Annotated in this window: 26 protein-coding genes; 24 read left to right on the plus strand and 2 right to left on the minus strand. The window is 40.4% G+C overall.

All coding sequences use genetic code 11. The features are described from left to right. Positions 1-336: 336 nt before the first annotated feature. The 6 genes from OCV43_RS02780 (at position 337) to OCV43_RS02805 (ending at position 5,323) form a co-directional block, all read left to right on the plus strand. The gene (locus OCV43_RS02780) at positions 337-1,824 is read left to right on the plus strand and encodes a sensor histidine kinase (RefSeq protein ID WP_262623363.1); all 1,488 of its coding nucleotides are present in this window, start codon (positions 337-339) and stop codon (positions 1,822-1,824) included. Then, positions 1,817-2,506: a response regulator transcription factor gene (locus OCV43_RS02785; RefSeq protein WP_022243614.1), complete on the plus strand. Its 690-nt coding sequence runs from the start codon at positions 1,817-1,819 to the stop codon at positions 2,504-2,506. The genes OCV43_RS02780 and OCV43_RS02785 overlap by 8 nt, the downstream gene beginning before the upstream one ends. Before the next feature lie 117 nt (positions 2,507-2,623). After that, complete coding sequence (locus tag OCV43_RS02790; RefSeq protein ID WP_158564710.1) at positions 2,624-2,764, plus strand: hypothetical protein; 141 nt, start codon at positions 2,624-2,626, stop codon at positions 2,762-2,764. Then, positions 2,757-3,539: an RluA family pseudouridine synthase gene (locus OCV43_RS02795; protein WP_262623364.1), complete on the plus strand. Its 783-nt coding sequence runs from the start codon at positions 2,757-2,759 to the stop codon at positions 3,537-3,539. The genes OCV43_RS02790 and OCV43_RS02795 overlap by 8 nt, the downstream gene beginning before the upstream one ends. 18 nt (positions 3,540-3,557) lie before the next feature. After that, entirely contained in the window at positions 3,558-4,634 is a 1,077-nt protein-coding gene (locus tag OCV43_RS02800; protein ID WP_262623365.1) for an AI-2E family transporter, read from the plus strand. Then, complete coding sequence (locus OCV43_RS02805) at positions 4,631-5,323, plus strand: flavodoxin family protein (protein WP_227710810.1); 693 nt, start codon at positions 4,631-4,633, stop codon at positions 5,321-5,323. The genes OCV43_RS02800 and OCV43_RS02805 overlap by 4 nt, the downstream gene beginning before the upstream one ends. Before the next feature lie 77 nt (positions 5,324-5,400). On the opposite strand, the gene OCV43_RS02810 is transcribed toward OCV43_RS02805, so the two are convergent. Then, the gene (locus OCV43_RS02810; RefSeq protein WP_118056599.1) at positions 5,401-6,741 is read right to left on the minus strand and encodes a butyryl-CoA:acetate CoA-transferase; all 1,341 of its coding nucleotides are present in this window, start codon (positions 6,739-6,741) and stop codon (positions 5,401-5,403) included. Positions 6,742-6,819: 78 nt separating this feature from the next. After that, the gene (locus OCV43_RS02815) at positions 6,820-7,848 is read right to left on the minus strand and encodes a glycosyltransferase (RefSeq protein ID WP_117946158.1); all 1,029 of its coding nucleotides are present in this window, start codon (positions 7,846-7,848) and stop codon (positions 6,820-6,822) included. A gap of 163 nt (positions 7,849-8,011) precedes the next feature. Between OCV43_RS02815 and OCV43_RS02820 the strand changes: the two genes are divergently transcribed. The 18 genes from OCV43_RS02820 to OCV43_RS02905 all read left to right on the plus strand — a co-directional run bounded on the left by OCV43_RS02820 (position 8,012) and on the right by OCV43_RS02905 (position 23,356). Continuing rightward, on the plus strand, positions 8,012-8,965 hold the full coding sequence (locus tag OCV43_RS02820) for a DMT family transporter (RefSeq protein WP_262623366.1): 954 nt from the start codon (positions 8,012-8,014) through the stop codon (positions 8,963-8,965). Position 8,966: 1 nt separating this feature from the next. Beyond that, positions 8,967-10,166: a class I SAM-dependent rRNA methyltransferase gene (locus OCV43_RS02825; RefSeq protein WP_262623367.1), complete on the plus strand. Its 1,200-nt coding sequence runs from the start codon at positions 8,967-8,969 to the stop codon at positions 10,164-10,166. Positions 10,167-10,300: 134 nt separating this feature from the next. Continuing rightward, positions 10,301-11,593: an ATP-binding protein gene (locus OCV43_RS02830; RefSeq protein WP_117698668.1), complete on the plus strand. Its 1,293-nt coding sequence runs from the start codon at positions 10,301-10,303 to the stop codon at positions 11,591-11,593. A gap of 248 nt (positions 11,594-11,841) precedes the next feature. Continuing rightward, positions 11,842-12,054, plus strand: a complete 213-nt coding sequence (locus OCV43_RS02835; RefSeq protein WP_255669441.1) for a hypothetical protein — start codon at positions 11,842-11,844, stop codon at positions 12,052-12,054. A gap of 244 nt (positions 12,055-12,298) precedes the next feature. Beyond that, the gene (gene rlmD, locus OCV43_RS02840) at positions 12,299-13,543 is read left to right on the plus strand and encodes a 23S rRNA (uracil(1939)-C(5))-methyltransferase RlmD (RefSeq protein WP_262623368.1); all 1,245 of its coding nucleotides are present in this window, start codon (positions 12,299-12,301) and stop codon (positions 13,541-13,543) included. Between the two features lie 505 nt (positions 13,544-14,048). Then, a complete protein-coding gene (locus OCV43_RS02845) occupies positions 14,049-14,261 on the plus strand; it encodes a MarR family winged helix-turn-helix transcriptional regulator (RefSeq protein ID WP_262623369.1) in 213 nt (70 codons plus the stop codon). Positions 14,262-14,449: 188 nt separating this feature from the next. Next, complete coding sequence (locus OCV43_RS02850) at positions 14,450-14,578, plus strand: hypothetical protein (RefSeq protein WP_022243603.1); 129 nt, start codon at positions 14,450-14,452, stop codon at positions 14,576-14,578. Between the two features lie 153 nt (positions 14,579-14,731). Then, positions 14,732-15,610, plus strand: a complete 879-nt coding sequence (locus OCV43_RS02855) for a LysR family transcriptional regulator (RefSeq protein ID WP_262623370.1) — start codon at positions 14,732-14,734, stop codon at positions 15,608-15,610. A 127-nt stretch (positions 15,611-15,737) separates the two neighbouring features. Then, positions 15,738-16,208, plus strand: coding sequence for a flavodoxin (locus tag OCV43_RS02860; RefSeq protein ID WP_118343095.1), 471 nt, complete (start codon positions 15,738-15,740; stop codon positions 16,206-16,208). 28 nt (positions 16,209-16,236) lie between these two features. Further along, positions 16,237-17,004 (plus strand): carboxymuconolactone decarboxylase family protein, encoded by a 768-nt coding sequence (locus OCV43_RS02865; protein ID WP_262623371.1) that lies wholly within the window; start codon positions 16,237-16,239, stop codon positions 17,002-17,004. A gap of 13 nt (positions 17,005-17,017) precedes the next feature. Continuing rightward, the gene (locus OCV43_RS02870) at positions 17,018-17,881 is read left to right on the plus strand and encodes an aldo/keto reductase (protein ID WP_262623372.1); all 864 of its coding nucleotides are present in this window, start codon (positions 17,018-17,020) and stop codon (positions 17,879-17,881) included. Positions 17,882-17,955: 74 nt separating this feature from the next. Beyond that, positions 17,956-18,630 carry a RibD family protein gene (locus OCV43_RS02875; protein WP_262623373.1) on the plus strand — a complete coding sequence of 225 codons (675 nt, stop codon included), beginning with the start codon at positions 17,956-17,958 and terminating at the stop codon, positions 18,628-18,630. 159 nt (positions 18,631-18,789) lie between these two features. Further along, positions 18,790-19,032: a hypothetical protein gene (locus OCV43_RS02880; RefSeq protein ID WP_022433332.1), complete on the plus strand. Its 243-nt coding sequence runs from the start codon at positions 18,790-18,792 to the stop codon at positions 19,030-19,032. Beyond that, positions 19,029-19,340, plus strand: coding sequence for a type II toxin-antitoxin system death-on-curing family toxin (locus OCV43_RS02885; protein ID WP_262623374.1), 312 nt, complete (start codon positions 19,029-19,031; stop codon positions 19,338-19,340). Before OCV43_RS02880 ends, OCV43_RS02885 begins: the two co-directional genes overlap by 4 nt. A 157-nt stretch (positions 19,341-19,497) precedes the next feature. Then, on the plus strand, positions 19,498-20,211 hold the full coding sequence (locus tag OCV43_RS02890; RefSeq protein ID WP_262623375.1) for a LytR/AlgR family response regulator transcription factor: 714 nt from the start codon (positions 19,498-19,500) through the stop codon (positions 20,209-20,211). After that, on the plus strand, positions 20,208-21,578 hold the full coding sequence (locus tag OCV43_RS02895; protein ID WP_262623376.1) for a GHKL domain-containing protein: 1,371 nt from the start codon (positions 20,208-20,210) through the stop codon (positions 21,576-21,578). The genes OCV43_RS02890 and OCV43_RS02895 overlap by 4 nt, the downstream gene beginning before the upstream one ends. 200 nt (positions 21,579-21,778) lie before the next feature. Beyond that, positions 21,779-22,579: a FlxA-like family protein gene (locus OCV43_RS02900; RefSeq protein ID WP_262623377.1), complete on the plus strand. Its 801-nt coding sequence runs from the start codon at positions 21,779-21,781 to the stop codon at positions 22,577-22,579. A 21-nt stretch (positions 22,580-22,600) separates the two neighbouring features. Then, positions 22,601-23,356 carry a hypothetical protein gene (locus OCV43_RS02905; protein WP_227061396.1) on the plus strand — a complete coding sequence of 252 codons (756 nt, stop codon included), beginning with the start codon at positions 22,601-22,603 and terminating at the stop codon, positions 23,354-23,356. Positions 23,357-23,388 lie beyond the last annotated feature (32 nt).

The following is a 23,388-nucleotide window of genomic DNA, read 5'->3' on the forward strand; positions in this document are numbered from 1 at the left end:
TATTGGAATAGATTCCAGAATAGTATAAAGAAGAAAGACCTCTTTTCGGAAAAGATTTATTTCTTAAGGGAAATGATTGAAATGCCGGAAAGAGGTCTTTTGGCATTTACGCGAGTAGCGAGAAAAATCGCATGCTTGCATGCAGATTTGGCGAGCACCGCGATAACTCGAGAAACTCGCAAAGCGTGTTTCTCGTAGTTTTAATGAGAAAACCAGCAAAGAGTTTTGGGTGGTTGGAAAATAATTTATAAATTCTTTAGAATAATTCTCAGAATTTTCATGGGAAAAGAGACTGCATGTGGTATACTATGATTATGAAAAACTGGAGGCTTGAGAATGAAACTAAGGACAAAGCTGATTATATCATTTTGTATTATCATATTTGTGCCGGTGACATTGGCCGCGTTGGCAATGTGCGGATTCCGTTATTTTCAGTTAAGAGATATTGCCAACACCTATCAGGTGGAAGATGGAAATATTAGTTATCTGACCAATACGGTGCAGATGTGGAACCGGGTGACAAAGGACAGTTGTCAGAAGTTACTGGATACAGCGGAAAGCGACCCGGACAAATTCCTGGACATGAAATATTTAATGCAGGTTAATGAGACTCTGCAGGGGAAAAACTCCTACCTGATTGTCATGAGGGATAATGAAGAAGTCTATGTGGGAACGAATGATTTGAATACGGTTCCGGAAAATCTGCCGGATTACATGGATACAAAGACAGGGGGAGAGACCGGCTATTTCATTGACAGTGATAAACAGGAAATGATTAAGCGGATTGACTTTGATTTTTCGGATGGTTCGGAAGGAACGTTGTTTGTAATTACCTCTATTAAATCACTTGTGCCGGAAATGAAGGAACTTCTGATAGATATTATTATTTCTGTGTTATTGATACTTTTGTTGACGGCAGGTATGCTTACCATATGGAATTACCGGAGCATCATTACTCCGATTAAGAAGTTAGAGATGGCAACCCAGAATATCAAAGAGGGAAACCTTGATTTTACTTTGGAAATAGACAGCAATGATGAAATTGGCGAGCTGTGCCAGAACTTCGAAGAGATGCGGCAGAGACTGAAAGATTCTGCAGAAGAGAAGCTGGCATCAGAGAAAGAAAACCGTGTTTTAATCAGTAATATTGCCCACGATTTAAAGACCCCGATTACTGCTGTGAAAGGTTATTCGGAAGGTCTGATGGATGGTGTGGCAGATACGCCGGAAAAAAGGGATAAATATATCAAGACCATTTATAATAAAGCCAATGAGATGGATTTACTATTAAATGAGCTGACACTTTATTCAAAGATTGATACTAATCGAATTCCATATAATTTTAGCAAGATAAATGTAATGGAATATTTCGATGACTGCGTAGAAGAAATCGGTCTGGATTTAGAGGCAAAAAATATTGGTTTATCGTATTTTAATTACGCTGGGGATGATGTGCAGATTATTGCAGACCCGGAGCAGTTAAAGCGTGTCATTCATAATATTATTAATAATTCCATCAAATATCTGGATAAGCCGAAGGGCTTTATCAATATTCGTGTAAAGGATGTGGGTGATTTTATCCAGGTAGAGATAGAAGATAATGGAAAAGGAATTGCAAAGAAAGACCTGCCATATATCTTTGACCGGTTCTTCCGTGCAGATACTTCAAGAAATTCTGCAACCGGCGGAAGCGGTATCGGTTTATCCATTGTCCGCAAAATTATTGAAGACCATGGCGGAAAGATATGGGCAACCAGTAAAGAAGAAACAGGTACAATCATGTATTTTGCACTGAGAAAATATCAGGAGGTTCCAAATGAGTAAAGTATTGATTATTGAAGATGAGGTTTCAATTGCAGAACTGGAGAAGGATTATTTAGAGTTAAGCGGTTTCGATGTCGAAATCGAAAGTGATGGAGCAAGGGGCTTGGAGAAAGCACTGGCATCTGATTTTGACATGTATATCTTAGACCTGATGCTTCCGGGCATGGACGGATTCGAGATCTGCAAACGTATTCGTGAAGTAAAGAATACACCGATTCTTATGGTATCTGCCAAGAAGGATGATATTGACAAGATTCGCGGTCTGGGACTGGGTGCAGATGATTACATCACAAAACCATTCTCCCCAAGCGAGCTGGTAGCAAGAGTAAAGGCACACCTTGCCCGTTATGAAAGACTGATTGGCAGCAATGTGCAGGAAAATGATATTATTGAGATTCGTGGAATCAAGATTGATAAGACAGCCCGCCGCGTCTGGGTAAATGGCGAGGAAAAAGCATTTACCACAAAGGAATTTGATTTACTGGTATTCTTAGCACAGAATCCGAATCATGTATTTACCAAGGAAGAACTGTTTAAAGAAATCTGGGATATGGAATCCGTTGGTGATATCGCAACCGTAACGGTACATATCAAAAAGATTCGTGAGAAGATTGAAATGGATACCGCAAAGCCTCAGTATATCGAGACAATCTGGGGGGTAGGATACAGATTTAAATTATAGAATGTGTAGCCCCAGATTGTCTATAGATGCGCATGCGCGCGTCAGCCAGCAAAGCTGTCTGAGCTGGGGGGTAGGTTACAGATTTAAATTATAAATGGTCTGGTAGCAGCTAATCCGGTGGCATTGTTATTTGCTTTACTTATTGCGGCAGCTATTATTGTTGACTTTGTATGTATTAAAATTTATGTAAAAACAAATTCAGCTTTATTTTTACAATTAGAAAATGCACAGGAGATGCAGGAAAAAGTATATGTATAAGATTGCAGAACATATTTTATATGAGGATGACAAGCTGCTTGTCTGTGTAAAACCGGCAGGGATTGCAGTGCAGACGAAGCGTATGGGCGAGCAGGATATGGAGAGCCTGCTTCGGAATTATCTTGCTGCAAAAGGAGAGACTCCCTTTATTGGAATCATCCATCGCTTAGACCAGCCGGTGGAAGGCGTAATGGTCTTTGGAAAGACCAAAGAAGCCACAGCAGAGCTGAACCAGCAGATGCAGAAAAACGGTTTTGGAAAATATTATCTGACAGTGGTATATGGAAAAGCAGAACCGAAAGAAGGACAGCTTATTGACTTTCTTAAGAAGGATGGTAGAAGTAATACTTCTTCTGTCGTAAAACAGGGAACCGCAGATGCAAAGCGGGCGGCGTTAACCTATCGGGTGCTGGAATGTAGTACGCTTGATGATAAAGATGATAGAGATGGCAGAGATGGTAAAGCTGCTTCAGGAGCGGGTACAGCGGATGGAACATCGGAAAAAACTGAAGCTGCGGAAGAAATCAGTCTTCTTGAAGTAAAATTAGAAACCGGGCGGCATCACCAGATTCGTGTGCAGATGTCGCATCATGGCTGGCCATTGGTGGGAGATAGAAAGTATGGAAGGAAGAATGAAAGTCTGCCGGGAATGAGGTCGATTCCACTGGCACTTTGTTCTTATCGGCTGGAATTTCTGCATCCCACAAGCAAAAAGAAGATGCAGTTTCAGATAACACCGAAAGGTCAGGCATTTCATTTATTTTCAGATTTATAATACATAAAAAAGTCCGGGATGCCACATACTGATGGTATGACTGGGAAAACAAGACAACTTATAAAAAAGATTATATATTTAGCAGGGATTACAGTTGCAGTATATTTGGGAATGCGTTTCGCACTGCCGATTGTAATTCCTTTTTTACTGGCAATCCTTATTGCAAGAATATTATGTAAACCAGTAGCTTTTCTGTCAGAGAAAACAAAGCTTCCCAAAGGAATTGTAAGTACGGCTGCAGTGCTGTTGCTGCTGGCAGTGATTTTTCTGCCGATGGGCTATCTTGTATACAAGGGAATCTGCGAACTTGTATCACTGATAACGAATTATCCGGCATTATTTGGAAAAGCAGATACACTCTGGTGCAGTTGTTGTGAGCGGGTTGCGGAAATCACCGGCATGAAAACAGAGACAATGGTGCAGTGGGGAAAAAACTGTGCGGCATATGTCAGCAGTCAGGCAGAAACGAAGCTGATTCCGGCAATGATGAATGGCTCGCTGGCATCTTTGCGGGGACTGGCAGCATTCTTTGGCATCTGCATTGTAACTGTTGTGGCGGCAGTACTGATACTCTGTGATTATAATAATCTGGTGCAGCGTTGGAGAAAAAGCAGCTTTTATTTCTGGGGCGGACGGATATTTCAAAATATGTGTCATGCCGGTGGAACATATCTTAAGGCACAGCTTATTATATTGGCATTAATCAGTGGCGTATGTATAGTAGGTCTGTTCCTTACCGGAAATTCTTATGCCATTCTGGTGGGAGTGCTGATTGGCATGAGTGATGCACTGCCTTTTATTGGCACGGGACTTGTCTTTATTCCATGGCTGATTATCGATTTATTTCGTGGAAAGTATTTTGCGGCAGTGATATATGGTATACTGTTTATATTGAGTACCTTTATCCGGGAATTTATGGAGCCAAGGCTTATGGGAAGAGGGCTGGGCGTGCATCCGCTGGCGGTTATTATCAGTATTTATGCAGGTCTGAAAATATATGGAACAGCCGGTGTTATTTTAGGTCCGCTTTCCGGATTTTTAATCTGGGAAATTTATCGCAGTATCTGTGGAAGAGAGGAAAAAGAGATAACATGAAAATTGTGTGCATTTATGGACAGAATCATAAGGGTTCCACCTATCATATTGCAAAAATGCTTGCAGACAAATTGCAGGGAGAGACAAAAGAATTTTTCCTGCCGAGAGATTTTAATCACTATTGTGTAGGATGTACCCAGTGTTTCGAAAAGGATGAAAAGTTATGTCCCCATTATGGGGATTTGAGCCCACTGACAGAAGCAATGGATGAGGCGGATGTGATTATTCTGGCAAGTCCGGTATATGTCTATCATGCCAGTGGTCCGATGAAAAGTTTCTTAGACCACTATGGATATCGATGGATGGTGCATCGTCCGGAAGAGAGAATGTTTCACAAGCAGGCAGTCTGCATTTCTACGGCAGCAGGCGGCGGAATGAAAAGCACCAATAAGGATATGGCAGACAGCACCTTTTTCTGGGGAGTTGCAAAGACATATAAATATGGTGTGGCAGTCCGGGCAGTAAACTGGGATGGAGTCAGTGCAAAGAAAAAAGAAGCCATTGAGAAAAAGACAACAAAGCTTGCCGCAGTCATTCAAAGAAAGAATGGAAAAGTACATACTTCCCTGAAAACGAAAATGTTTTTCCAGGTAATGCGGATGCTTCAGAGAATGGGCTGGAATGAAGCAGATGTAAACTATTGGAGGGAAAGAGGCTGGACGGAAAAGAAACGTCCATGGAAAAAATAGAGCTGAAACAGAAAAAGAAAATTTTTTATAAGAAAATCCCATGGGATAATCCCATGGGATTTTTAAAAGTTACGTAGTTATTTGTTGCTTCTTCTCCAGATATGCATTTTCTCTGCATCTGCGATTAATTCATCACGGAAGTCCGGATGTGCGACAGAGATAATTGCTTCACATTTCTGCCAGGTAGAAAGTCCCTTTAAGTTGACTTTACCATATTCTGTTACCAGATAGTGGATGTTGGCACGGGTATCGGTTACGATAGATCCTGGATCTAAGGTAGGAAGGATACGGGATTTTAACTGACCATCCCTGGTTGTAAAGGTAGAAGAACAGCAGATGAAGCTCTTACCACCATTAGAAAGGTATGCACCCAAAACGAAGTCTAACTGTCCGCCGGCACCACTGATGTGTTTGATTCCAGCAGACTCTGCATTTACCTGACCGAAGAGGTCTACATTTACTGCATTGTTAATGGAAATAAAGTTATCCAGTGCGGAAATGGAACGGATATCATTGGTATAGCTTACCGGAGCACTCATAAGTTCCGGGTTTTCATCTAAGTAGTCATACATTTTCTGAGTTCCTGCACCGAAACCATAGGTCTGACGGAAACGGTCGATGTTTTTCTTGGAACCGTTGATTTTTCCTGCTCTTGCAATATCAACGAATGCATCAACGTACATTTCGGTATGTACACCTAAATCTTTCAAATCAGATTCTGCAATCATGGAACCAACAGCATTTGGCATTCCACCGATACCAAGCTGGAGACATGCACCATTTGGAATCTCATCTACGATTAATTTTGCAACTGCCTGATCGATTTCAGTAGCAGCTCCGCCGCCGCCTAATTCACCGATAGCCGGGTTCTCGCCTTCTACGATGAAATCAACATCGGAAATATGGATGCTGTTTTCAAATCCGCCTAAGCAGCGAGGCATATTTTTATTTACTTCAACGATAACTTTCTTGGAAGTCTCGCAAACTGCCATCATATGAGAAGCGTTTGGTCCAAAGTTAAAATATCCATGTTTGTCCATTGGAGCAACCTGGAACATTGCTACATCATCCGGAGTAGCGGAGTCACGATAGTATCTTGGAAGCTCGGAATAACGGATTGGAGCGTAGTAAGAAAAACCACGGTTGATATATTTACGCTCGATTCCGGACATATGCCAGGAGTTCCAGGTAAAGTGTTCGCCGGCATCTTCACGTTCGAAGACAGCTAACGGTTTTAACAGAATACCACCTCTTAAGTTGACATCCTTTAATTCATCCGTACGTTTTGCAAGGGCTTTATCCAGTGCATCCGGAGTTCCGGTACACCATCCATAATCTACCCAGTCACCGGATTTGATGACTTTGACAGCCTCATCTGCGGAGACTAATTTCTGTTTATATTCCTGTGTGTAATCCATGAGAAACCTCCTGTATATTTTGTCTGTTAAATTATTATCATAGTACCACTTCGTACATGATTATTCAAGCCGAAGGGACTAAGAATTATCGTCTGGGAGCTGCCATTGTCTGGCTGCATTTCTATATTCTTCCGCCTGGGCTGCATTCCCGGATTTTTCATAGCAGTCAGCCAGTCCGTTCAGCGGAATATTTCCACTGGTATGGACATCAAGAATGCTGGCAGTTTCAAAGGCTGCATTGTAGTACCACACGGCTGCTTCATCATAATCTTCTGCGTCAAAAAAATAATTTCCCAATTCGCAGCAGATTTCTGCACAAGGGGTAGTAATCATATCCTTCAGTGCCAGCTTGAAAAATTCATTGACATTTCCGGTAATCCGATAGCAGCGGCTTAAGATACAGCCGGCTTCCTTGCGGGCATCCCCAGAGGCGGTTTCATCCTTTAAGGTAGCAAGAAATACTTTTGCGGCGGCAATGAAATCTTCTTTCTCCCCGGTCATGAGGAGCTCTTTGGCATACATCCGGTGCAATTTTTCGGAAAGCCGTCCGTCCCGGTCAAATGCCAGTAAGAAGCCTTTGAAATCACGGCTGCTGTGCAGGGACTGCGGAAGATGCGTAATAGCAATATCACTGTCAAAGACAACCGGGTCTAAGCGCACCGTTTCGTGAATCGGGTCAATCCAGGTAAAGGTACGGAGTCTCCGGTAGAGCTTCGGACGGTATTCTTCTTTAAAGTTAAGTACCGTATTAAATTCATTTTTGGTCACATATTTCATCTGTACAATTTCGACCTCCGGAACCATGGCTTCTTTTAAAAGCCGGAACTGTTCCCGGTTCTCATCATCTAAGACTTCATCTGCATCTGCGGTATAAATGTATTCCATGGAAGCTTTGGAAAAAGCAAAATTTCTGGCATCTGCAAAGTCATCCTTCCAGATATAGTCATAGATTTTATCGGTATAGCGGGCAGCAATTTCCCTGGTGCGGTCGCAAGAGCCGGTATCCACGATAATGATTTCATCCATCAGACCGGCGAGTGAATCCAGACAGCGGGAGAGAACCTGCTCCTCGTTTTTTACAATCATGCAAAGGCTTATTGTTATCATCAAATTATCTCCTTTCGCAAGCACCTATACAAACATATTTATTATCGCATATTTCAGGGAAAAAGTATATCAGTAGGGACAGAATTTATTTGACAGAGCCGGCACTGGTGTCTATGATGAAATGAGACAAGAATGAGAAGAAAAGCGAAAGCTTGAGAAAAGGATGAAAGCAATGGAAACAAAAGAAAAATTCATGCAGAAAACCATAGTAGTCTGGCTGGGAGCATTGGTGTGCTGCCTGTTGTGGGGCAGTGCATTTCCGTGCATTAAAATCGGCTATCAGATGATGCACATTGCATCGGATGAGGTGGCATCCCAGATTCTGTATGCTGGCTATCGGTTTACGCTGGCGGGAATTTTAACAATATTATTGGGAAGTATTGGAAGCAGACGGTTTCTGCGTCCGACAAAGGGCTCCATTGGAAAAGTTTTTAAATTAAGCAGTCTGCAGACTGTGGGACAGTACCTGCTTTTCTATATCGGACTGGCGCACACCTCCGGGGTAAAAGCATCCATCATCGAAGCGTTAAATGTATTCGTGGCAATTCTGGTAGCAAGTCTTTTATTCCATCAGGAAAAATTATCGGCGCGGAAAATAGCAGGCTGTATCATTGGATTTGCAGGCGTGGCACTGGTAAATATGGGAAGCAGCGGATTTGATTTTCATATGAGCGTGACCGGAGAAGGATTTATTTTCCTGTCAACGGTAGCGTATGCATTTTCTTCCGTGTTGTTAAAGTGGTATTCCAAATCCGAAAATCCTGTCATGCTGAGTGGATACCAGTTCCTGGTGGGTGGAATTATTATGGCATTGTGCGGCTTTGCAGCAGGTGGACGGGTGAGCGGATTTACGGCGTCATCCTTTGGACTGCTGTTTTACATGGCATGTATTTCTGCTGTTGCATACACGCTGTGGGGAATTTTATTAAAATATAATCCGATTTCCCGTGTAGCGGTATTTGGATTTATGAACCCGGTGTTTGGTGTGATTCTTTCCGCATGGCTTCTGGGAGAAAAAGAGCAGGCAGCAGGCATCAAAAGTGTGATTGCCCTGATACTGGTATGCATTGGTATATTTGTGGTAAATTATAAGAAAGAGGTTACGAAGGAGGACTAACATGAGTGCAGTTGTTACATTGAAAAAAGGTGAAGGAAGAATGGTAAAATCCGGTGGCATGTGGATTTTCGATAATGAAATAGAAAGTGTCATGGGAACATTTGAAAACGGAGATCTGGTGTTGGTACACGATTTTGACGGATATCCGATGGGCATTGGATTTATCAACCGCAATTCCAAAATCCGGGTGCGCCTTTTCAGCAGAAAAGAAGATACAGTTATTGATGAAGCATTTTTCCGGACACGATTGCAGCAGGCATGGGAATACCGGAAAAAGACGGTAGACACCTCATCCTGTCGCGTGGTATTTGGAGAGGCAGATTTCCTGCCGGGACTGGTTATTGATAAGTTTTCGGATGTGCTGGTAGTGCAGTCCTTAGCACTTGGCATCGACCGTTACAAAGAGCTTATTGTAAAGCTTTTAAAGGAAATTTTGGCAGAGGATGGCATTACAATCCGCGGCGTATATGAGCGGAGTGATGCAAAAGTCCGCAAGCAGGAAGGCATGGAGCTTAAGAAGGGCTTTATCGGAGAAGCATTTGATACCAATGTGGAAATTGTAGAAAATGGTGTGCATTATATCGTAGATGTAAAGGATGGTCAGAAGACCGGATTTTTCTTAGACCAGAAATACAACCGTCTTGCCATTCAGAAATTATGTGAGGATGCAAGAGTGTTAGACTGCTTTACCCATACCGGCTCCTTTGCATTAAATGCCGGAATTGCCGGAGCAAAAGAAGTCACCGGAGTGGATGCTTCGGAACTTGCCGTACATCAGGCAGAAGAAAATGCAGCATTGAACGGTCTTTCCGGCACGGTAAAATTCCTGTGCAAGGATGTCTTTGAACTGCTGCCGGAATTAGAGGAAGCAGGCGAAAAGTATGATGTGGTAATCTTAGACCCACCGGCATTTACCAAGTCCAGAAATTCTGTTAAAAATGCCATCAAGGGCTATCGTGAGATTAACCTTCGTGCCATGAAGCTTGTGAAAAATGGCGGATTTCTTGCAACATGCTCCTGCTCCCATTTTATGACGTATGAGTTGTTTACCAAGACAATCGGACAGGCAGCTCACAGCGTCCACAAGCGTCTGCGTCAGGTGGAATTCCGCACCCAGGCACCGGATCATCCGATTCTCTGGGCGGCGGACGAATCCTATTATCTGAAGTTCTATGTGTTCCAGGTTGTTGATGAGATGTAAAAATTTTGAAAGTGGCAGGTCCTAAGTGGATTGCCACTTTTTTGTGTGCAAAAACACATTGATTCGTACGGAAAAAAGTAATATAATACATTAAAAGACACGATGATATTTTAAAGAAGGGAGAGAGCACACACATGAAGCGTAAAATAACTGCTAAATTATATGAATGGAAAAATATGAAAAAAGGCAGAATGCCGTTACTTATTTATGGTGCAAGACAAGTTGGAAAAACGTTTGAAATGCGTGAATTTGGAGCATTATATTATAAAAATACAGTCTATGTAAATTTTGAAACGGACGAAAGAATTGGGAAGTATTTTGATACAGATATTCATGCAGATTATATCATCGCCATATTAGAAAAATATTATCAGGTAAAGATTGTACCGGAAAATACGCTCATTATTTTTGACGAGATACAGATGTGTGAAAGAGCATTAACTTCTTTAAAATATTTTTCAGAAGAGACACCGGAATACCATGTAATAGCTGCCGGAAGTCTGCTGGGTGTAGCAGTCAACCGTGAAAAATATTCATTTCCGGTAGGAAAAGTTCAGATGGTTACCATGTACCCGATGGATTTGGAAGAGGTATTGTGGGCTAAGGGAAAGCAGATGCTTTCGGATACCATACGGGAACATTATGAAAATAATCAGCCGTTAGATGAGATATTGCACGAGGAAGCTTTGCAGGAATTTTATCATTATTGCGTCGTGGGAGGAATGCCGGCAGCAGTAAAGGCAGACCTTGCAAAAGATAGTCCATTGGAGCAGACGGAAATTCGTCAGATGCTGTTAAATTCTTATATTGCAGACATGACAAAATATGCAAATCAGACGGACACCGTGCGTATTTTTGAAGCGTATGATTCCCTGCCGGCACAGTTGGCAAAAGATGCTAAAAAATTTCAATACAAGCTGATAAAATCAGGAGCACGGGCATCTCAATATGGAGATGCAATTGATTGGCTGATTCGGGCTGGAATTGTGAATAAATGCATGAAGTGCAGTCAGGGATTTTATCCGGTTGCGGCATATCAGGATGTAAGTGCATTCAAATTATATTACAGTGATATGGGTATTATGTCTGCAAGAATAGGAATGACGTTGGAAGCATTACAAAGCATGGAAACAGAGCATTTTCGTGGCATACTGACAGAAAACTATGTTGCAATTGCTTTGAAAACAAATGGTTATGATCTTCATTATTGGGAGTCTGATAATACGGCGGAAGTGGATTTCCTGATACAAAAAGAAAGTCACGTTATTCCGGTAGAGTGTAAGGCTGGTAACCATGTAAAAGCCAAAAGCATGATGGTTTATATGGAAAAATATAATCCTTCGTATGCAATCCGGATTTCAACAAGAAATTTTGGGATGGCAAAAGGAATAAAATCAGTTCCGCTATATAGTGTATTTTGCATCTAAAGTTTTAGTTGCCTTATCGTACAGCAACAGTAAGTTGCTTTCCCAAAACTGAATTTACCGGTATGATATGGATAAAGGAGGTAGCAACGATGGAGACAAAAAATATTATTCTGGAACTTCGTACACAAAGAGGAATGTCCCAGAATGAGCTGACGGAACATATACCTATAACGATATGGATGAATTAATCGACATATGCGTTAAAAACATGGTAAGCGATGATTTTACAGAGGAGCAGGCGCGCATATATGAAAGAAATGCTCCCAAAGTTAGATTATTGGAAAAGATATGATGAACTTAGCGACAATGGAGAGTTTGAGGAGTTTAAGAAACAGCTAATAAAGGAAATAAATGAACTTCACATAGACGGGCTTCCTAAGGTTGAAAAATTAAATGCACTGGTAGGAAAATGGCGAAAATCCGGAATTACTTCTTTACAAAAAGAGATGATTGCAGTTTGATTGCAAAAATTAAATAGTGTGAAGTGTTGAAGGAACGTCGGTACAGCCTGTATCGGCGTTTTGTATATCCGTAAGAAACTGCCAGTGGCAGGCTCAGCAGGTGTCATTATTTCGCATTTTATTTTAATTCATTTATGAAAATTTAGGTATGAAAATATTTCTGCAATAACCATAGAAAAAGGCTGCTAAATGCGTTAAACTAAAAAATAGTATAGTATTTGAAAAATAAGGAACGGTACAGGAAATGAGAAAGTCAGAAGAGAACAATAAATTTAGAAAAAAGGAAAATGCAAAAAAGCAGCATGGTTCGAAATCGGAACGTCCGGAAAAACACATCTGCCCACCGGGAGAATGTGACCTTGCAAAAAAATGTGGCGGCTGCCAGTATCAGGGAATGGATTATGAAAAGCAGCTCAACAAGAAACATCGGGAAGTAAAAGAGCTTTTAGGCAGCTTTGGAAAAGTGGAGCCGGTTATCGGAATGCAGGAGCCATTTCATTATCGGAACAAGGTCAATGCTACGTTTCAGCGGCTGAAAAATGGAACAGTGATTTCCGGGGCATATCAGCAGGGAACACATTCGGTGGTAAAGATTGATGAATGTCAGATTGAGGATAAAATTGCGGATGGCATCATTTATGATATTCGTGGAATGCTTCGCTCCTTTAAAATAAAAGTATATGACGAGGACAGCGGATATGGATTACTGCGCCATGTTCTGGTAAGAAGAGGTTTTCGTACCGGCGAAGTTATGGTTGTTCTGGTGCTGGCATCCCCAATTCTGCCGTCAAAAAATAATTTTGTAAAAGCACTTCGTGAAAAGCATCCGGAAGTTACAACGGTGGTGGTAAATGTGAATGACCGGCGCACCAGTGTTGTCTTAGGAGAGCGGAATATTACCATTTATGGAAAAGGATTTATCGAGGACGAGTTGTGTGGACTCCGTTTCCGCATTTCTCCATCCTCATTCTACCAGATAAATCCGGTGCAGACAGAAATCCTTTATGGCAAAGCCATTGAGTTTGCCGGATTGACCGGAAAAGAAAAGGTAATCGACGCGTATTGCGGCATTGGTACCATTGGCATGGCAGCAGCAGGAAAAGCCGGCTCTGTCATTGGTGTGGAAGTGAACCGTGATGCGGTGCGTGATGCCGTGACCAATGCGAAGCGCAATAACATGAAAAATATCACATTTTGCAATGAGGATGCCGGAGAATTCATGGTCAAAATGGCAGCACAGGGCGAGACTGCCGATGTGGTATTCATGGATCCGCCTCGTGCCGGAAGTGATGAGGCTTTCCTATCTTCACTGCTACAGCTTTCTCCAAAGCGTGTGGTCTATATTTCCTGCAATCCAGTCACCCAGGCACGGGATTTGAAGTATCTTACAAGCCATGGCTACCGGGTGGAGCGGTGCCAGCCGGTGGATATGTTCCCGTGGACGTATCATATAGAAAATATTGTGGCATTGGTGCAGAAAATTCGATAATGACAGTATATATTGCAGATTTCTGCGTGCTGTGGAGATACGAGTGATTTGTTGGCTCAGTATTTGCTGGATAAGGATATCAAAGCAGATTATGTCTGCGGAACGTATTGGGGAAAAACAGATGAGAATGGAAAAGTCGCTTTATGATTAAATACGTCTGGACATGGGCGTGAATTATAATAAGTCCAAGAAAGAGAACCCAGAGGTGGAGTATATTAAGGATGCGTTGAGGTATTTTATCATTTACGAAAGTAGATCCGCTTGATATGGAAGCATATAAAGAGTGGATCCAAAGGTTATGATGAATGGCCAATTTCTGAAGAGATGCTGTCTGCTGGTAGAATTAAAAAGAAAAAAATTAATGACATACACCACAAATATAGTTATAATTCTAAACATTTGAATTATAACTATTTATATGATAAAAGAAGAAGATAAATAATAAATGGATGCTTCCGTTCACTACTTGTCTATGATAAACCATATGATTGTCCAGAAAAAACTAATGGAACAGCTGAAAGATACAGGTCTTACCTTGGGACAGCCCAAAGTATTGGATTACCTGAAAGAACACGATGGTGCCAGTCAGAAAGAGATTGCAGCAGGATGCCTCATCGAGGCAGGATCTTTAACGTCCATTTTGAACCGTATGGAAGAAAAAGACCTGATCGAAAGAAAAATGCTCAATGGAAACCGTCATACTTTTCATATTTTATGACAGAATCCGGGAAAAAAATCAGAAGCTTGTGGAGGAGGCTTTTAAGAAAATAGAAAAAACTGCATTAAATGGTATTTCCGAAGAAGAGCAGAAGCAGTTTATGGATATTTTTTGCCGGATCTATCGAAATCTCGCAGATATGAAATAATCCGGCGATAAAAAATATGAAATGAGAAGGAAATAAAAAAATGGAGACACTAAAACGATATTTAATATTTCTGGTGGGATTGTTTGTAAACTCCCTGGGAGTCAGCCTGAATACAGATTTGGGAGAAAAATTTATTGAGAACTGCATCCGCAGTGCTATGAAACTGTAAAAATATAGAAAGCCTTATAATATTTGTTGTAAATGATATAGACCCTTAAGGAACAGTCAATCTAAGCAACTGGGGATGGCAGATTGATCCAAAAGTACGTCGTTATATTCTGAATAGAATGAATACAACAAAAAAGTGCAGGAATATAAAGATATGGAATTAAGATTATTGCGCTATTTTTTAACAGTAGCAAAAGAACAGAGCTTTACAAAAGCAGCAGAACAATTGCATATTACCCAGCCAACGCTTTCAAGACAGATGGCGGCATTTGAAGAGGAGCTTGGAGTAACATTATTTATTCGAAGCGGGAAGAAAATTTCGCTTACTGATGAGGGAATTTTATTAAAAAGGCGTGCCCTGGAGATTCTCAATCTTGAGGAAAGGACGATTGAGGAACTGAAAGGAAAAGAAGAGGTTGTAGAGGGCACGATAACCATTGGATGTGGTGAATTTGCGGCAGTGGAGACATTGGCGAAGATATGTAAAACGTATAAAGAAAAATATCCGCTGGTTCAGATTGTATTACATACTGCAACAGCAGATGCAGTGTATGAGATGATGAACAGAGGACTTGTAGATATTGCATTATTCATGGAGCCGGTGGACACCGAAGGGTTGGATTATATCAGAATCACAGATTGTGATCACTGGTGTGTCGGAATGCGGCCGGATGATCCACTGGCAGAAAAAGAGTTTATAAAAAAAGAAGATCTCATAGGAAAACCATTGATACTGCCAGAAAGAGTGAGTGTTCAAAGTGAACTTGCCAATTGGTTTGGAAAAGACTTTTCAAAACTTCAGATTGCTTTTACAAGTAATCTCGGAACAAATGCAGGAGTCATGGCGGCAAATGGACTGGGCTATCCAATATCAATCGAAGGTGCTGCAAAGTATTGGCGAGAGGATATTCTTGTACAGCGAAGAATTTCTCCTGAAATAACGACAAGCACAGTGATTGCCTGGCGACGGAATATCCCATATTCTTTGGCAGTCCGTAAAATGATCGAGGAGATTAATGCTTTTCAGGCATAAAACAAAATTCAATATAAGCATTAGACATAATGAAGCGATAGAGCTTAAAATAGATGTGTAAGATGAATGTAAATCTTATACATCTATTTTTTTTGTGAAAAATACGTATAGAAAGGGGCTTTTTATTATGAGTAAAAAATTAGTGGCATTTTTCAGTGCAAGCGGAACGACAAAAAAAGTAGCAGAGATGATTGCAGAGGAAGTAAAAGCGGATTTGTTTGAGATTGAGCCGAAAGTTCCATATACAAAGCCTGATCTTGACTGGATGAATAAAAAATCCAGAAGCAGTGTGGAAATGAGTGATAAAAAATATAGACCGGCGATTATGAAAAAAGAGATGGATATGAGTTCTTATGACGAGATCCTTCTGGGATTCCCAATCTGGTGGTATGTTGCGCCGACAATCATCAATACATTTTTAGAAGCTTACGATTTCAGTGGTAAAAAGATTGTGCTTTTTGCAACATCCGGAGGAAGTGGATTTGGAAACACTGTGAAAGAATTGCAGTCATCTGCACCAGACGCAGTTATTACAGAAGGCAGACTGTTAAATTGCGGAACGAAACAGGAAATCAGTGAATGGGTAAACTCTTTATAAATAACAGCGTTATGGAGGTATACAGAATATGGAAAAAATAGTACAGACAGCAGGAAGAAATACACTTGGTGAATTCGCACCGGAATTTGCACATTTTAACGATGATGTACTTTTCGGCGAAAACTGGAATAACCAGGATATCGATGTAAAAACAAGAAGTATTATCACAGTGGTTGCTCTGATGGCTTCCGGAATTACGGATTCTTCTTTAAAATATCATCTTCAAAATGCAAAAAATCATGGTGTGACACAAAAAGAGATTGCTGCAGTGATCACACATGCCGCATTCTATGCAGGTTGGCCAAAAGCATGGGCTGTTTTCAATCTTGCAAAGGAAGTGTGGGAGGCAGGTGAAGGAGATTTGCCATACGAAGATGAAGCAATGCGTGCACATGCAAAAGAGATGGTATTTCCAATTGGTGCACCAAACGATGGCTTCGCACAGTATTTTTCCGGTAGAAGTTTTCTTGCACCGATCTCTACTTCTCAGGTTGGAATTTTTAATGTGACATTTGAACCTGGATGCAGAAATAACTGGCACATTCATCATGCAAAAAGTGGAGGCGGACAGATTCTGGTATGTGTTGCCGGAAGAGGATATTATCAGGAAGAAGGTAAAGAAGCTGTAGAAATGAAGCCAGGTGACTGCATCAATATTCCGGCAGAAGTGAAACACTGGCATGGCGCCGCACCGGATGAATGGTTTTCACATCTGGCAATAGAAGTTCCGGGCGAAAATGGTTCCAATGAATGGCTTGAACCGGTAAGTGATGAAGAATATGGGAAATTACAATAGGAAGGTGAATGAAATGTTTGATAATAGTATTGTATTGAATAATGGAGTGAAAATTCCACAGCTTGGACTTGGAACCTGGTTTATTGATGATGATAAGGTTGCTGACGCTGTAAAAGCAGCAGTAGAGATTGGATATAGACATATTGATACTGCACAGGCATATGGCAATGAGCGTGGCGTTGGTGAAGGAGTAAGAACCTGTGGTATTCCACGTGAGGAGTTGTTTGTTGTATCAAAGGTTGCCGCAGAGCATAAGACATACGAAGAAGCGATGGCAGGAATCAATGAGACGATTGAAAAGATGGGACTGGATTATCTTGATATGATGATTATTCACAGTCCGCAGCCGTGGGCGAAGGTTAATCAGTGCGAAGACAGATATGTAGAGGGAAATCGAGCAGCATGGAAAGCTCTTGAGGATGCTTATAAGGCAGGAAAACTTAAGGCAATTGGAATTTCCAATTTTCTGATTGAAGATATTGCAAGTCTTCTTGAAACAGCAAAGATTAAGCCAATGGTAAATCAGATTCTTCTCCACATCAGTAATACGCCGATAGAGTTAGTAGAATATTGCCAGAAGAATAATATTGCTGTAGAAGCATACTCGCCAATTGCGCATGGTGAAATATTAAATCAACTGGAGATAACCACGATTGCAAAGAAGTATGGTGTGACTGTTCCACAGCTCTGCATTAGATATACGCTTCAACTTGGTGCAATTTCTCTGCCAAAAACAGGGAATCCTGAACATATGAAGAGTAATGCCCAACTAGATTTTGAAATTAGTGCTGAAGACATGGAACTGTTAAAGAATTTTAAGAAAATTAAGAGCTATGGTGACAGTGGAGTTTTCCCTGTTTATGGTGGAAAGATGTAACTACAAAAGAAATATACAGTAGCATTAGTAAATGATAGAAATTGTTATAAATAATGTGAAGAATGGAGAGCAGTATGAAGAAACCATATATTATCTGTCATATGATGATTTCTATAGATGGAAGAATTGACTGTGCCATGACATCGAAACTTCCTGGAGTTGATGACTATTACACGACATTGGATGAAATCAATGTACCAACCACAGTCAGCGGCAGGGTGAGGGCGGAGCTGGAAATGGCAGAGTCGGGCGAATTCCATGCCAAAAATACAGAAAGCTATGGAAAAGAAGGCTTTTCCAAGAAAGCAGATGCCACAGGCTATGAAGTTATAATAGATACAAATGGAAAGCTTCTCTGGCCAGATGCATCTGGCATGGCAAAGCCGTATCTGATTGTAACCAGCGAAAAGGTATCTAAGGAATATTTGGATTATCTCGATGGGCAGAATATTTCATGGATTGCCTGTGGAAAGGAGCATGTAGATCTGGCTCGTGCAGTGGAAATTCTTGCAGAAAAATTTGGTGTGGAGCGTATGGGTATTGTTGGTGGACCGAAGATCAATACTGCATTTCTGGAAGCAGGATTGCTTGATGAAATCAGCCTGTTAGTCGGAGCCGGAATTGACGGCAGAGGCGGTATGCCGTCAGTGTTTGACGGACTTGCGATGGAGCATGATGTGACAAGGTTAAAATTAATTGATGTGAAGAAATTTGATAGTGATGCGGTGCAGATACGGTATCAGTGTTAAAAAGTTGATTTTTTCTGCCATAAGTTGGTCAGAAGTGTAATGCAGAAAAGCAGGTGTGTGGCGATTGTCATGTATCTGCTATTCTTTTTACAACGAAATAGGCTGTATTTATCCTAAAATTTGTGTATACTATAGTAAACAAATTACGGAGGTGATCAAATGACTATAGATACAAAAACAATGGTGTCTATTTCAGACGCTAACCAGAATTTTTCTAAAGTAGCAAGATTAGTGGACGAATGTGGTTCAGCAGTGATTTTGAAGAATAATGTACCAAGATATCTTGTTATAGACTTTAGTAAAGCAGATAAGGATTTTACTGCATCTGATGAAGATGTGTTAAGTATTTCAAAGCAGCTCATGGAGCAGAATAAAGAAGCATATGAGGTACTAGCTAAATGAAAAAACTGAGCAAAAAGCAGATTCTTATGCTTCATACTCAATTGATTCAGCAGACTGGTGGAAGCGATGGAGTCAGAGATTACAATTTATTGGACTCTGCATTAGAAAATCCTTTTCAGTCTTTTGGAGGGGAGGAATTGTATCCTACAATTCAAGCAAAAGCCGCGAGATTAGGGTATGGGTTGATAAAAAATCATTGCATGATAGATGGAAATAAAAGGATTGGAACTCATGCAATGTTGGTTTTTCTTGCTTTAAAGCATGAATCCCAGCGTATACCAATGAATGAGTTTGTTTCATATCTTTAATAGTGCAGACATGACTAAAAGACAGGGCAGTGAACCAATAATGGTTTGCTGCCCTTTTCACAACAAAAAAAGGTCATTTCACAACATTCCAGATAGATATTGCATGAATTTATCCGATATAATAGCTATAAATATATGTAAGCAAGGAAGTGACAATATGCGAATTGCTATCTGCGATGATGAAGTATCTATGGTTCAGATATTGGAAGAAAAAATAAAAAAGTTATTGCCGGATGCGGTTATAGATAAATATTTATCGGGTGATGAACTGATCGCAAGTGGCAGTAAGCCGGATATTCTTTTTCTGGATATTCAGATGCCGGGAATGGATGGGATGGAAACGGCAAAGGTACTTCGTCAGAACAATGAGGATATGATACTCATTTTTGTGACAGCAGCAGAGGAGTATGTTTTTCAGGCATTTGATGTCGGAGCATTTCATTATCTGGTTAAGCCATTTTCCGATGAGAAATTTAAAGAGGTTGTGACAAAGGCAGTCCATAACATAAAAAGGAGTTCCAGACTTGAAAAAGACGAAAAATATATCATGGTACAGACCGCCGGAAGTCATATAAAAATTTTTCTGCGTGATATTGTGTATGCCGAGGTGTATAACCGGAAAGTTATTATCCATACACGAAGTACGGATATTGAATACTATGGTAAATTACAGGAATTAAGTGATATGGCAGGAACAGATTTTTTCCGAACACACAGAGCCTATCTTGTACATTTTAAATATGTAGAAAAATATGATGCAACTTGTGTAACTATGAAAAATGGAACTGCATTGATTGCAAAAAAGAATTATCCGGAGTTTGTGAAGCAATATCTGAAATATAACCAGAGGAAAGGAAATGAAGTCAGATGAGTTTAGTGGAAAGATGTTGGATGATCACATCGAAGTTTTCTGTTATTGCAATTTTGATTATTACAGGAATCTGTTTTGGTGTTTTTGTATATCCATATATGAAAAAGAAAAGGGAAACTGCTCTGGTCAGTATTGTTTATATTGGAATTATGTTTGTGCTGTATCTGATACCGCAGCAGATTGGCAATTTTTCTGCATATATGCTGGGAGTTGTGGCTGCATTTCTTGTGATGTATGTACAGGACAGAAGAAACATTTATCAGAAAATATTTCTTGCAGTGACATTTTTTTCTATCCGTTGGCTTGCGGTTGCAATGGCAGGCAGAATGGATGATTTTATCACAAAAGCTCTGGTTTTTGGAAATACGATTGCAGGAAGACAATGGCTGCAATATGTACTTTATGCTGGAACGAGAATTCTGGATATTGTGCTTTGTATCGTTTTCCTTGCAGTTGCAATCGGTCTGATCAATAAAGCATATGTATACAAAAATGATGAAATGAGCGTCAAAGAGCAGGTAATGCTTATCATACCTTCTCTCGTGGGAGTTACAGGGTATGGCATTCTACAATATTATCTGAATATTTATGAAAAAGATACAGGAAAGAGCCTGACAGATACCTATGGATTTTATGGAGCTTTAAGCTTCGTGCATTATTTTATCTCTATCATAGCAATTCTTGTTATGACTACGATGTTTCAAAACTGGAAGGTGGCACAGGAAGAACAGACAGGGCAGGAGCTGGTATTAAATCAGGTCAGTGACATGAAAAAGCATATCGGGGAAGTGGAAAAGCTGTATCAGGATATCCGCAGCCTGCGTCATGACATGGGGAATCATATACAGATGCTGGAACATCTTGTGGCAGAGAATCATATGGATGATGCAGCAGAATATATGGAGCATTTGAAAAAGGAGTGGAATGAAATATCTCCTGAGATAAAAACTGGGAGTCCTGTCATTGATGTGATTCTGATGGAAAAGTTAAGAGAAGCAAAGGAAAAGCAGATTCGTTTTATATCAGATTTTCATTATCCGGGGGATACGAAATTAAATGCATTTGATTTAAGCGTGATCTTAAACAATGCACTGAATAATTGCATGGAAAATGTAAGTGGAGAAAATCCTTATATCAGTCTCTCTTCTTTTCGGAAAAACAGTATTTTTATGATAACCATAAAGAACAGATATGAGGGAGAGTTAAATTATAAGGACAGTGATCTGCCGGAAACAACGAAATCCGGGAAGGAGCATGGAATTGGACTGCATAATATCCGGAGGGTTGCAAGGATGTATATGGGAGATATATCTTTAGAGCAGGAGAATCAGGAAGTGGTTCTAAGTATTATGTTACAGGTAGAATAAGGACAAAAAGCACTAAGTAATCTGTGAAACATCAGAATATTTAGTGTTTTTTATTTGCTTCACAACAAAAAAAGGGCGGTTCACAACATCGCTGTTTATTGTAAAGAAAGATATGCCGAAAGAATCAGTAAAGAGAAATCATGTTGTACAGATTTTTAAGGAAACGGATTTCAGAATTTAAGCTCAAGGAGGACAATACGATGAGGATCAATGGATTTAGTGGGACAAATACGCAGACAGGAACAATGGGAATGACACAGGGGAATGATTCTGTAAGTAAAAATATTCAGAATCAGATTGCAAATGCACAGCAGAAGCTACAGGATTTATCATCGAATGAAGAAATGTCATTAGAGGATAAGATGAAAAAGCGTCAGGAGATACAGCAGGAGATTAACAATCTCAATCAGCAGTTAAGACAGCACCAGATCGAGCAGAGAAAGGAACAGCAGAGTAAAAATTCGTCATCTATGGATGATATGGTGGCTGGAACAAGTAACACTTCTAAAAAGAAAAACACCGGATTGTCACAGGCAAGTATGCAGGCGATGATCTCCGCAGATTCTTCCATGAAACAGGCAAAGGTGCAGGGAAGTATGGCAACACAGATACAGGGACGTGCCAGTGTGCTTGAATCTGAAATCAAACAGGATGCCGGAAAAGGAAATACTGAGAAGAAGGAAGAAGAACTGGCAGAGTTGCAGGCAAAGGCACAGTCTGCGACAGCAGCACAGATGTCTATACTTGCAGATGCAAATAAATCAGTAGAAGAAGCTGCAAAAGCGGAGAACAGCAATACAGAAGACACTGCAACAAAGAACAATACTGATAAATCCGAGAAAACACAGGAATCTGCGGGGACTGTGGCAGAGGAGACAGACAGCGTAAAGAATACGGATATCAAAGGGGAAACACAGGTGACAGTAGAAACACCGACTCTGGAAAATGCACAGAATGCAACACAGCAGGCAGTGTATACACCGATTGATATTCGTTTATAGTTGGTAAAGGAGAATGGTATTATGTCAGAGATTAAGAGTTTTAGTGATTACACAAGTAAATATAACAGCAATGTAGATTATTCCGCATTATTTGGAGGAACTTCTGACAGTTCATCCGTAGGAAACACCAATATGCTTTCTGATTATGCTGCGATTAAAAACGGAAGCTATGGAAAACTTATGAAAGCATATTATGCAAAGCAGGATGCAGAAAAATTATCGGGGAAAGGCGATACTTCACAGAAGCTTACACTGATGAAAACAAGTGCGGATTCCCTGAAAAAATCAGCAGATGCACTAAACGATGCGTCACTCTGGGAAAAAAAGAAAATAAAAAAGAAGGATGAAAAGACCGGGGAAGAAACAGAGGTAGAGGATTATGACTGGGATGCAATTACCAAAAAAGTGAAATCTTTTATTGATGATTATAATGATGTTGTTAAGGAGGCAGGAGAATCCAATACAAAAGATGTCCTTAGAAATGCTTCATGGATGACAGGCATGACAGACAAAACCAGTCATTTACTTTCTAAAATAGGTATTACCATAGGAAAGGGGAATAAGCTGGAGCTGGATGAAGATGAATTGAAGAAAGCAGATATCAGTTCATTGAAAACGGTTTTTACAGGTTACAATTCCTTTGCAGGCAAAACAGCTCAGAAAGCAACTGGTATATCAAATGCTGCGAACCGCGCAAGTGCGACTTATACAAACAATGGTACATATTCGAAAAAGGATTCCTCTCTAACGTCAAGTAAGATAGATAAGGAAGTATAGTATGTTAAGCCTAAATGACAAGAAGAAAAATC

This window comes from Roseburia amylophila (assembly GCF_025567465.1).
Taxonomy (GTDB): domain Bacteria; phylum Bacillota; class Clostridia; order Lachnospirales; family Lachnospiraceae; genus Roseburia_C; species Roseburia_C amylophila.

Coding starts and splice junctions, on each gene's coding strand:
- OCV43_RS02780 (WP_262623363.1), top strand. CDS start 337: ATGAAACTAAGGACAAAGCTGATTATATCATTTTGTATTATCATATTT.
- OCV43_RS02785 (WP_022243614.1), top strand. CDS start 1,817: ATGAGTAAAGTATTGATTATTGAAGATGAGGTTTCAATTGCAGAACTG.
- OCV43_RS02795 (WP_262623364.1), top strand. CDS start 2,757: ATGTATAAGATTGCAGAACATATTTTATATGAGGATGACAAGCTGCTT.
- OCV43_RS02800 (WP_262623365.1), top strand. CDS start 3,558: ATGCCACATACTGATGGTATGACTGGGAAAACAAGACAACTTATAAAA.
- OCV43_RS02805 (WP_227710810.1), top strand. CDS start 4,631: ATGAAAATTGTGTGCATTTATGGACAGAATCATAAGGGTTCCACCTAT.
- OCV43_RS02810 (WP_118056599.1), bottom strand. CDS start 6,741: ATGGATTACACACAGGAATATAAACAGAAATTAGTCTCCGCAGATGAG.
- OCV43_RS02815 (WP_117946158.1), bottom strand. CDS start 7,848: ATGATAACAATAAGCCTTTGCATGATTGTAAAAAACGAGGAGCAGGTT.
- OCV43_RS02820 (WP_262623366.1), top strand. CDS start 8,012: ATGAAAGCAATGGAAACAAAAGAAAAATTCATGCAGAAAACCATAGTA.
- OCV43_RS02825 (WP_262623367.1), top strand. CDS start 8,967: ATGAGTGCAGTTGTTACATTGAAAAAAGGTGAAGGAAGAATGGTAAAA.
- OCV43_RS02830 (WP_117698668.1), top strand. CDS start 10,301: ATGAAGCGTAAAATAACTGCTAAATTATATGAATGGAAAAATATGAAA.
- OCV43_RS02835 (WP_255669441.1), top strand. CDS start 11,842: ATGAAAGAAATGCTCCCAAAGTTAGATTATTGGAAAAGATATGATGAA.
- rlmD (WP_262623368.1), top strand. CDS start 12,299: ATGAGAAAGTCAGAAGAGAACAATAAATTTAGAAAAAAGGAAAATGCA.
- OCV43_RS02845 (WP_262623369.1), top strand. CDS start 14,049: ATGGAACAGCTGAAAGATACAGGTCTTACCTTGGGACAGCCCAAAGTA.
- OCV43_RS02850 (WP_022243603.1), top strand. CDS start 14,450: ATGGAGACACTAAAACGATATTTAATATTTCTGGTGGGATTGTTTGTA.
- OCV43_RS02855 (WP_262623370.1), top strand. CDS start 14,732: ATGGAATTAAGATTATTGCGCTATTTTTTAACAGTAGCAAAAGAACAG.
- OCV43_RS02860 (WP_118343095.1), top strand. CDS start 15,738: ATGAGTAAAAAATTAGTGGCATTTTTCAGTGCAAGCGGAACGACAAAA.
- OCV43_RS02865 (WP_262623371.1), top strand. CDS start 16,237: ATGGAAAAAATAGTACAGACAGCAGGAAGAAATACACTTGGTGAATTC.
- OCV43_RS02870 (WP_262623372.1), top strand. CDS start 17,018: ATGTTTGATAATAGTATTGTATTGAATAATGGAGTGAAAATTCCACAG.
- OCV43_RS02875 (WP_262623373.1), top strand. CDS start 17,956: ATGAAGAAACCATATATTATCTGTCATATGATGATTTCTATAGATGGA.
- OCV43_RS02880 (WP_022433332.1), top strand. CDS start 18,790: ATGACTATAGATACAAAAACAATGGTGTCTATTTCAGACGCTAACCAG.
- OCV43_RS02885 (WP_262623374.1), top strand. CDS start 19,029: ATGAAAAAACTGAGCAAAAAGCAGATTCTTATGCTTCATACTCAATTG.
- OCV43_RS02890 (WP_262623375.1), top strand. CDS start 19,498: ATGCGAATTGCTATCTGCGATGATGAAGTATCTATGGTTCAGATATTG.
- OCV43_RS02895 (WP_262623376.1), top strand. CDS start 20,208: ATGAGTTTAGTGGAAAGATGTTGGATGATCACATCGAAGTTTTCTGTT.
- OCV43_RS02900 (WP_262623377.1), top strand. CDS start 21,779: ATGAGGATCAATGGATTTAGTGGGACAAATACGCAGACAGGAACAATG.
- OCV43_RS02905 (WP_227061396.1), top strand. CDS start 22,601: ATGTCAGAGATTAAGAGTTTTAGTGATTACACAAGTAAATATAACAGC.